This is a genomic window from Pseudomonas sp. NCIMB 10586, from assembly GCF_023127895.1.
Lineage (GTDB): Bacteria > Pseudomonadota > Gammaproteobacteria > Pseudomonadales > Pseudomonadaceae > Aquipseudomonas > Aquipseudomonas synxantha_A.
Map to the genome: position 1 here is coordinate 48,801 of NZ_SPKQ01000014.1, position 8,665 is coordinate 57,465.

Genomic DNA, 8,665 nt, shown 5'->3' on the forward strand with positions numbered 1-8,665 from the left:
TACAGTGCTGATACGTGGTTAATGCCGTTACACGAGACCCTCCAGTCAGAGGAGCCTCCGACAGACGCATAGCAGGGAGCGAGCCAGTGATCAAAACGGATTTATTCGATGAAACCGGTACGTTGTGTGTACCGGGATGCAAAGCGCTGTCGGCAACGGTGCTTGGCAATTCAGTCGTAGCCTATCGAAGCGTTCCCCATGCTCGACACGTGACGATCAGTCGCTTCCATAAAGGAGGTCTTAGCGGCTTCCTGGCTCAGGATGGGAATGGAACGGTCTTTATCTCTCCGCGCCAGACGGCTGCTGCCACTCCCGCGGATGCTTGCTTACTGATGAAGGATGTCAGTGAAATATCGGACTGTTTTGATATTGAACGGCAGAAGTCAAGCTCCTGGTTAATGCCTCGGGCGGCTAGCCTGAGGCATGAACCACTGGCGGTCAGTGAAGCCCGGTGCGCTAGCATCGTTGATAGCTGGGCAAACTGTTTTGAGTTTAGGGAAGAGAATCGAGAGGATGGCCAGAAGGGGCTTAGGCGCCCTCAAATCGGCGCGCTCTATGCCGCACTGGCACACTGGAGCACCACCGAGTCGCCGGCGACTATTGTTATGCCAACCGGCACGGGCAAAACCGAAACGATGTTGGCACTATTAGTTCGTGCACAGATTCGTAAGCTACTGGTCGTCGTGCCCAACTCTGCGCTACGTGATCAGCTCGTCGAAAAATTTGCGACATTAGGCAAGCTGGTGGAATGCGGCTGCGTGCCCTCTTCAATCAGGCCACCGGTTGTCGCCACACTTAAGCATCTCCCCAAGACCGTAGAGGACGTCGAACTAGTCTTTAGACGTGTGAACGTCATCGTAGCGAACATGAATGTGGTAGGACAGTGCGATTCCGAGGTGCAGGATCGGATGGTAGCGTTGTGCTCCCACCTGTTCATTGATGAGGCGCATCACATTGCGGCGCGTACCTGGAGCGACTTCAGGCGTCGCTTCGATGGGAAAAAGCCGATCATGCAGTTCACCGCTACTCCTTTTCGAACGGATGGCAAGCGAGTGGATGGACGGTTCATTTATTCCTACCCTCTGGCCCGAGCGCAAACTGAAGGATACTTTCGACCAGTTAAGCTCCTCTCGGTTGAGGATTACACCGCAGAAGCAGATGTAACCATTGCAAGGCGGGCGGTCAGGCAGCTTGATGCAGATGTTCGTCTGGGACTGGATCACCTACTGATGGCCCGTACCGACAACACGAGTCGAGCGGCCGACATCGAAGCCATCTATTGTCGAGAGTTCTCTGAACATGCTCCGGTGGTGATCCATAGCAAGCTGCCTCGCCAAGAACGTGAGTCCCGATTGAAGGCCTTGCTGGAGCGACGAAGCCGCATTCTGATCTGTGTCGACATGTTTGGGGAGGGCTTCGATCTACCCCAGTTGAAGATTGCAGCACTTCATGATCGCCACAAGAGTCTTGCCATCACGCTGCAGTTCGTAGGGCGTTTCACGCGGGACTTCCCACAAAATGTTGGCGACGCACACGTGGTAGCCAATATCGCTGACGAAACCACCCACAGCGCGCTCCGTAACCTTTACGCCGAGGATGCTGACTGGAATTTTCTACTCAAGATGCTTAGCGAAACAGCTACGGGTCGGGCGCAGAAACGCAATGAGATGCTGGAGGGGTTCACCGGCCGACTGGATGACATCCCGCTGCAAACACTTTTCCCCCGAATGAGTGCAGTGGCCTATCGCACGAATTGTGAGCAGTGGGATCCGCTCAAAATTACCGATGAGGTTTCGGGGACTCGGCTGCATGCCGGGCCGGTGGTGAATCCAGACAGTAACATCGCGATTTTTATAACACGAGATGAAGAACCAATCCGTTGGGGCGAGGTTAAACAGATCCAAAACGTGGAATGGAATCTTCATGTCCTTCATTGGAATGAACAGCAGAAGCTTCTCTTCATCAACAGCTCCAGTAAAGACTTTCACGAGAAGGTAGCTGAAGCAGTGTGTGGCACAACAGATCGTATCTTCGGGAAAGACATCTTCCGCGTACTGGGTCGCGTGAATCGCCTGCTACTTACCAATCTAGGGATTAGCCATGCCTTTGGGAAAAATATTCGCTACACCATGTTTATGGGAACGGATATTGCGGAGGGTTTGAATGCTGCTTCTCTGTCCAATCGAAAGATGTCGAACGTGTTTGGGTTGGGATATGAAAACGATGAGCTCACCACCATAGGATGTTCGTTTAAAGGGAGAGTGTGGTCGCAAAAGATTGCGTACGATCTTTCTGAGTGGGTGGATTGGTGCGCCCACATAGGATCGAAAATGAAGGATTCAAGCGTGGAGGTTGACGGGATATTCAAACGCTTGATTCGAGCACGTCGAATTCAAAAACGACCACCATTAGTCCCCATCATGATTGTCTGGCCGGAAGGTTTCCAACACCAACCAGAAGAACGTGTTGAGATCGAAATCGGTGAGTTTAAAGCTGCCCTATACGAGACCGAACTGAGGGTATCCAACCACCAAGAGGATCAGCCGTTGTCTTTTTCCGTAGAGGTTGCGAATGTGTCTGCTCAATTCCAATATGTCTTCTCAGAGGAGATGGCCACCATTGAACAGGTAGCAGGCGAAGAGGCGTTCGCGACAATCAGGGGGAAACGCAGGACATTGGCCGAGTGGTTTAATGAAGAGCCTCCTATAGTTCACTTTAATACTGGCGACTTTTTAGTGTTTAACGAGCTGTTCGAACTGCCGAAGGATGAGAAGAGAATCAGCTTTGATCCAGCTAAAATCACTACTTGGGACTGGAGTGGTGTGGATTTGAAGGTTGAGTCCCAAGGGCTTGAGAAAAAGCCTTTTTCGATTCAACGGCGAGTCATTGACGTAGTTTTAGCGGACTCAGAAGCCTTCGACTTTGTTTTCGACGGAGATGGCAAGGGTGAGGTAGCCGACGTCGTCGCGCTCAAAAAGGCAGGTGAAAAAATTCTGGTGCACTTATTTCATTGTAAGTATTCCGGTGCAGAAGCACCTGGTGCTCGTATCAACGATTTCTACGAAGTCTGCGGACAGGCGCAGAAGAGTGTTCAATGGCGAGAGAATCCTCGACGAATGTTAAAGCACCTGCTACATCAGGAGGACCGTCGCGCTGAAGCCGGGAAACCCAGTCGATTTGAGAGGGGAAACCGAGGCCAATTGCAGCAACTTTTCAACGCTGCACGGACAGCGGTATTTGAATACCAGGTAGTCATCGTTCAGCCCGGCTTTACGGTGTCCAGCGTTGCACCGGCGTTTCTGGACGTCCTAGGTGCCACGGAGCTTTTTTTGAAGGAAACATTCTCAATACCTTTGACAGTAGTGGTTCACGAATAGTCAGATTAACAATCCATACAGGCTGGCGAATCGTTCCTCACCTAGACTCTCACATGAACGGCTCGCTCAAAAAATAAAAACAATGCGTCTTTACCCATAAAAAAGCCGGTCAAATACCGTGTATAACTCACGAAAAAGTGGGGGAACAAATGGGGGATCAGAAATAAATTTCAAATTACCAACCTTTTGAAATTCAAATAGATGCTTCAACAAAAAGCTAACCACAAGCCGGCTTTTTAATGCCTGTAAGAATACAGTTCAATTGTCCAGCAGCTGCTGGACAATTGAATCGTCAACAAAGGCGGGCAGGTATCCTACCCATCCTTCAATAGGCGTTATTTAGGCTGCAAACACTCCACAGCCCTATCCGCCACCATCTTCGCCATCTCCACCAGATGCATCACCGCCCTCTGCGGCGCAGCCACTGACTCGCCGATCACCTGTGACGTAGCCAGCGCACAATGCAGCAGCTCAGCCGCCTGCACCCAGGCATCCTCGAGGCTCAGTTCTTCATTGACGGTGAATGGGTAGGTGGCGCCTGACGACGGTAAATCCGAAACAATATTATCCATAGCAAAACTCCAATCGATAATTTGAAGCTGCCATTTACGCGACTAAACGAAAGGCGGCAGCTGTACGCAGGTTAGTCGACCGGTCGATTGGTAACCCGGCGCACCCGAAGGTGCCCTGCGCACAGCCACCATAAGATGCAGGCGAAAGAGTGCCTGACTCATGAGTTGCTTATGCGCCAATCGAATCCGGGCGACTAAACCCGATCACTGAATTAGCAGTGACGGTCAGCAGCCTAGTCACCCAACTCCACTGGCGCAAGCGGTTGGGATTCTCTCGGAAACGTCCTGCAAATGAAAGGGATCGGACCTGCTGGCGACTCAAAATCAGGCAATCCATTCACGTTATGCGCAGCAGTACGGAGCCTTCAATCGCGCGCTCACAATTGTCCTCTTTAAGTTGACAGTAAGACTCGTCCCACCCGATTTATCCCCCGCCACCCACCCATTAATCTGTGCCCATGTTGAACGCAACGCCCAACCAACCTAAACAAAAAAGGATTCAACCATGAGCGCTCCCACCTACAACCGCTTGAACAAAGACGACGCTATCGTTCTGCTGGTCGATCACCAAACCGGCTTGATTTCCCTGGTGCAGGACTTTTCGCCCAACGAGTTCAAGAACAACGTGTTGGCCTTGGCTGACCTGGCCAAGTTCTTCAACCTGCCGACCATCCTCACTACCAGCTTCGAGCAAGGCCCCAATGGCCCGCTGGTGCCAGAGTTGAAGGAAATGTTCCCGGATGCGCCGTACATCGCCCGCCCAGGCCAGATCAACGCCTGGGACAACGAAGACTTCGTCAAGGCGATCAAGGCCACCGGGCGCAAGCAGATCATCATTGCCGGTGTGGTGACGGATGTGTGCGTGGCGTTCCCGACCTTGTCGGCGCTGGCGGAAGGCTTTGAGGTGTTTGTGGTGACGGATGCGTCCGGCACGTTCAACACCACGGTGCAGCAGGCGGCGTGGAGCCGGATGACGCAGGCCGGTGCGCAGTTGATGAACTGGTTCTCGGTGGCGTGTGAGCTGCACCGCGACTGGCGCAACGATATCGAAGGCCTGGGTAACCTGTTGTCCCAGCGGATTCCCAACTATCGCAACTTGATGAACGGTTACGCGGCGCTGACAGCTCATCAGAAATAAGCAAACCCAGCGTGATAAGCCTGCCCTGAAAAGCAGGCTTTTTCCATTGCTTGCCCGCCCCTAGCCCGCCAACTCCCGTTCGATCTGCTCAATACTCGGCAAACTGGTTTGCAATTCTGCGGGCAAAGATTCCACCAATTGATATTCCGCCACGCCGATAGGTCGGTTGTTATCGCGCAGTGCATATTCAGCCACCACCTCATTTTTACCTTTGCACAACAACAGACCAATCGTCGGGCCATCCTGTGGGTGCTTTATCTCGGCATCCACAGCTGCGAGGTAGAAGCTCAGTTTGCCCAGGTGTTCGGGCTTGAACTTGCCAGCCTTGAGTTCGATCACCACGTAGCAACGCAGCTTCAAGTGATAGAACAGCAGGTCGACGAAGAATTCATCACCGCCCACATTCAGCAGCACTTGCCGGCCTACGAAGGCAAAGCCTGCGCCTAATTCCAATAAGAAGTCGGTGACATGCTTGATCAGGGCGTTTTCAATATCACGCTCTTGCGCGTTCAGGCCCAGGCTGAGGAAGTCAAAGCGGTAAGGGTCCTTGAGGGTTTCACGCGCCAGATCGGATTGGGCTTTGGGCAGATGGCTTTCAAAGTTACTGACGGCCTTGCCACTGCGTTCCAGCAGGCGGTTTTCAATGTGCATCATCAGCGTGTTGCGCGACCAGCTGTGTTTAACGGCCTGGAGAATGTACCAACGACGTGTTTCGGGGCCCGGAAGCTTATCGAGCAACACTAGGTTGTGACCCCAGGGCAATTGTGCAGCAGCTTGTTGCACAAATTCAGAATCCGGCCACGCCTCGGCAAAAGCACGCATGTACTTCAGATTGCGCGGCGAAAAACCCTTGATGTCTGGAAAGGCCGCCCGCAGATCCTGCGCAAGGCGGTCGATCACTTTGCTACCCCAGCCTTGATCGTTCTGACGGGTCAAAATATCGCGACCGATCTGCCAGTAGAGCAGCACCAGTTCACGATTGACCGCGATTGACGCACGCTGCTGTGCGTTATGGATACGGCCCTTGAGGTCTGTCAGCCAATCACTGTAGCCCTCTGGAGGTGCCGTCAACCCGATGGAGGTCTCGCTCATGCCTTTTTACTCTTGTGTTTTCAGCAGGCTAGTTAGCCCGCTGTGCCGTCACAAGCGCTCATGAGTACTCTCGGACGCGTCCTGCGTACCCTGCAGAAAGGTCCTGCTGGCACTGGCTGTGGCCCTTGACTCTCCCCTATACGGCACCCCCTACCCTGAACGCCCATTTCAGGAGCCTTCAGCATGAGTCAGCGCATCCTGGTCATTCTCGGCCATCCGTCCACCGATAGTTTTTGTTCAGCCATGGCGCAGACCTATATCCACGCTGCGAAAACGGCAGGTCACGAAGTACGCATCCTGCACCTGGGCAACCTCACATTCGACCCGATTCTTCACCACGGTTATACCCAGGCCCAAACACTGGAACCCGACTTGCTCAGCGCCCAAGCCGACATCCTTTGGGCCGAGCACCTCACATGGGTTTTCCCTGTTTGGTGGGGTGGTATCCCGGCACTGATGAAAGGCTTTATCGACCGAGTTTTCCTACCCGGCTTCGCCTTCAAATACCGCGCAGGCAAGGCATTCCCTGACAAGCTGCTCAAGGGCCGAAGCGCGCACTTGTTAGTGACCCTGGACACGCCGGCGTGGTATTACCGCTGGGTCTACCGCATGCCGGCCATCCACCAGATGCGTCGCACCACGCTGGCGCTGTGCGGCATCACACCGAGCAAGACGCTGCTGTTCGGGCCGGTGCTGGGCGCTACGCTGACGCAGCGGGCCAAGTGGCTGAAACAGGCCGGCGCATTATTTGAGAAAGGGAATTTTCATGTACATCGGCAAAGCCGCGCAGTTGTCCGGCACGACCATCAAGGCGATTCGTCACTATGAGGCGATTGGATTGATGCCCGAGCCGCAACGCCTTGGTGGCTATCGGGTTTATACGGCGCAGAGCGTAGAGCGACTGACCTTTATCAAATGCGCCCAGCAGCTCGGGTTCAAACTCAAGGAGTTGCAGGAGATTTTGCTGGGGTACGACGGTGACGCCTTTCCCTGGGACAGGGCGGACCAAGCCATCGCCAACAAGAAGCAAGCGCTGGCCGCGCAAATCACCGTGTTGCAACGGATGCAGGCGGGCTTGATTGAGTTTGAAACCCAACTGAAAAACGCCCAAGGGCACTGCTCGTCAATCAGTAGTGTCGCCATTTGAAGTAGCCCTTACGCATGAGTTGCCGCTGACTTTTGCGAGCCCCGTGTAAGGGCAATCTGATTTTCCAAACCGTTCATCCAGCCGCTTTTCGCTGCGGCAGACTCCGACGCCTTGCCTTCTGTCGAGACGTCATGGATGACCCACGCTGCCCACATTGCCGCTATCGAACATGAGCTGGATGGCTTCCATCAGAGCCTGGTGGAGTACCGCCAGCAAATGGGCGCCTGGTATTCGCGCGCGCTGGATTCAGTAAGCCATGCAGCGGATATGCCGTCGTTGCTGGGCATGGACCGAGTGTTGCGGGTTGGGGATTCGCAGCGTTCGGTGAGCATTACCGATGCAGATTTCTCCACCGTGGCCCGTTGCCCGGTGGGTGGCGTGCTGGAGATCGAGAGCAAATTCGAATCAGCGTATGACGTGCCGATTGGCGACATCCCGGTTGAGGTGATCGGCCTGGATGACGGCAGCTCCACGCGGGTGATGCTCGATGAGCACGGCAAGGGCTCGCACTACTGCGCCGCTGGCGGGCGCTATCAGGTAAGGGTTCAGGGCGGTGTTTCAGCGCAGCAAGTGGAGGCCTTGTTTACCTCCTATGCAGGGCTGACGGCGGACTTGGAACAGTGGCTTCGGTCACAGTGGAAAGACTTCAAACCCCACTGGGAACGCTCTACTGCCAGCGCGATTGGCAGCGGCGTGCTGGCGGGCAGTTGGGCGGCGATCACGGATGTGTGGGACAGCATCAAGCTGGTGCAGGCGATGCTTGAAGACCCGCTGAAGTACGTCGAGCAACTGGGTAGCGAGGCGGCCAAGTTGGCGCAGATCGCCACCGATGCGCCCAAGGTCATGGAACAGGCGATGTTGCTCGCCAGTGACGAGGCGGCGCTGTACCTGTTACTGCGCACCGCCATGATCTGGCTGGACGCGTTACCGCCCCGTGAAGTCGCGCAAGCGGCCGCAGGTTTTATGGTGTCGTTGCTGATTGACCTGGTGATTGGCGCGGTGTTGACCATCGCGTTGCCGGCGGCGGGCGTGGCGTATTTGAGCGTTCGCCTGGTCAAGCATGGCGCACAAATTCTCAAGGCTGCCGTGGGCTTCGTGAAGGGGGTGCTGGCGATTCTCACCAAGTTCATGCAGGCGGTCGACCGTTATAAAGCGGTGGCGGTTCGCGGTGTGGTCGGCTGGGTGAAACAAGGCACGATGCAGATGCGCTGGCGGGCGCGGCAGAACGCGGTGCTGACGCAAAAAGAGCGTGTGGATGATGTGCCGGTCATGGCGTCGAATCCGAAGGGAGATGCGGCGGCGCCAGCGGACAAGACGGTCACCAACGGCTGCCCGGTGT

General features: G+C 54.8%; 6 protein-coding genes and 1 pseudogene. 5 read left to right on the top strand and 2 right to left on the bottom strand.

From position 1 onward, the window contains the following. The first annotated feature begins 86 nt into the window (after positions 1-86). Entirely contained in the window at positions 87-3,377 is a 3,291-nt protein-coding gene (locus tag E4P01_RS07070) for a DEAD/DEAH box helicase family protein (protein ID WP_216090359.1), read from the top strand. 335 nt (positions 3,378-3,712) lie between these two features. On the opposite strand, the gene E4P01_RS07075 is transcribed toward E4P01_RS07070, so the two are convergent. Then, on the bottom strand, positions 3,713-3,949 hold the full coding sequence (locus E4P01_RS07075) for a hypothetical protein (protein WP_216090360.1): 237 nt from the start codon (positions 3,947-3,949) through the stop codon (positions 3,713-3,715). A gap of 505 nt (positions 3,950-4,454) precedes the next feature. Here E4P01_RS07075 and ycaC point away from each other — a divergent pair. Beyond that, positions 4,455-5,087: an isochorismate family cysteine hydrolase YcaC gene (gene ycaC / locus E4P01_RS07080; protein WP_003194533.1), complete on the top strand. Its 633-nt coding sequence runs from the start codon at positions 4,455-4,457 to the stop codon at positions 5,085-5,087. A gap of 60 nt (positions 5,088-5,147) precedes the next feature. On the opposite strand, the gene E4P01_RS07085 is transcribed toward ycaC, so the two are convergent. After that, on the bottom strand, positions 5,148-6,179 hold the full coding sequence (locus tag E4P01_RS07085; RefSeq protein WP_216090361.1) for a PDDEXK nuclease domain-containing protein: 1,032 nt from the start codon (positions 6,177-6,179) through the stop codon (positions 5,148-5,150). 183 nt (positions 6,180-6,362) lie between these two features. On the opposite strand from E4P01_RS07085, the gene E4P01_RS07090 reads away from it, so the two are divergent. The 3 genes and pseudogenes from E4P01_RS07090 to E4P01_RS07100 all read left to right on the top strand — a co-directional run. Beyond that, positions 6,363-7,007 (top strand): NAD(P)H-dependent oxidoreductase, encoded by a 645-nt coding sequence (locus tag E4P01_RS07090; RefSeq protein ID WP_216090362.1) that lies wholly within the window; start codon positions 6,363-6,365, stop codon positions 7,005-7,007. Then, on the top strand, positions 6,946-7,326 hold the full coding sequence (locus tag E4P01_RS07095) for a MerR family transcriptional regulator (protein ID WP_216090363.1): 381 nt from the start codon (positions 6,946-6,948) through the stop codon (positions 7,324-7,326). The genes E4P01_RS07090 and E4P01_RS07095 overlap by 62 nt, the downstream gene beginning before the upstream one ends. A 135-nt stretch (positions 7,327-7,461) precedes the next feature. Next, positions 7,462-8,665 (top strand): annotated as a pseudogene (locus tag E4P01_RS07100) (type IV secretion protein Rhs); the annotation flags it as partial.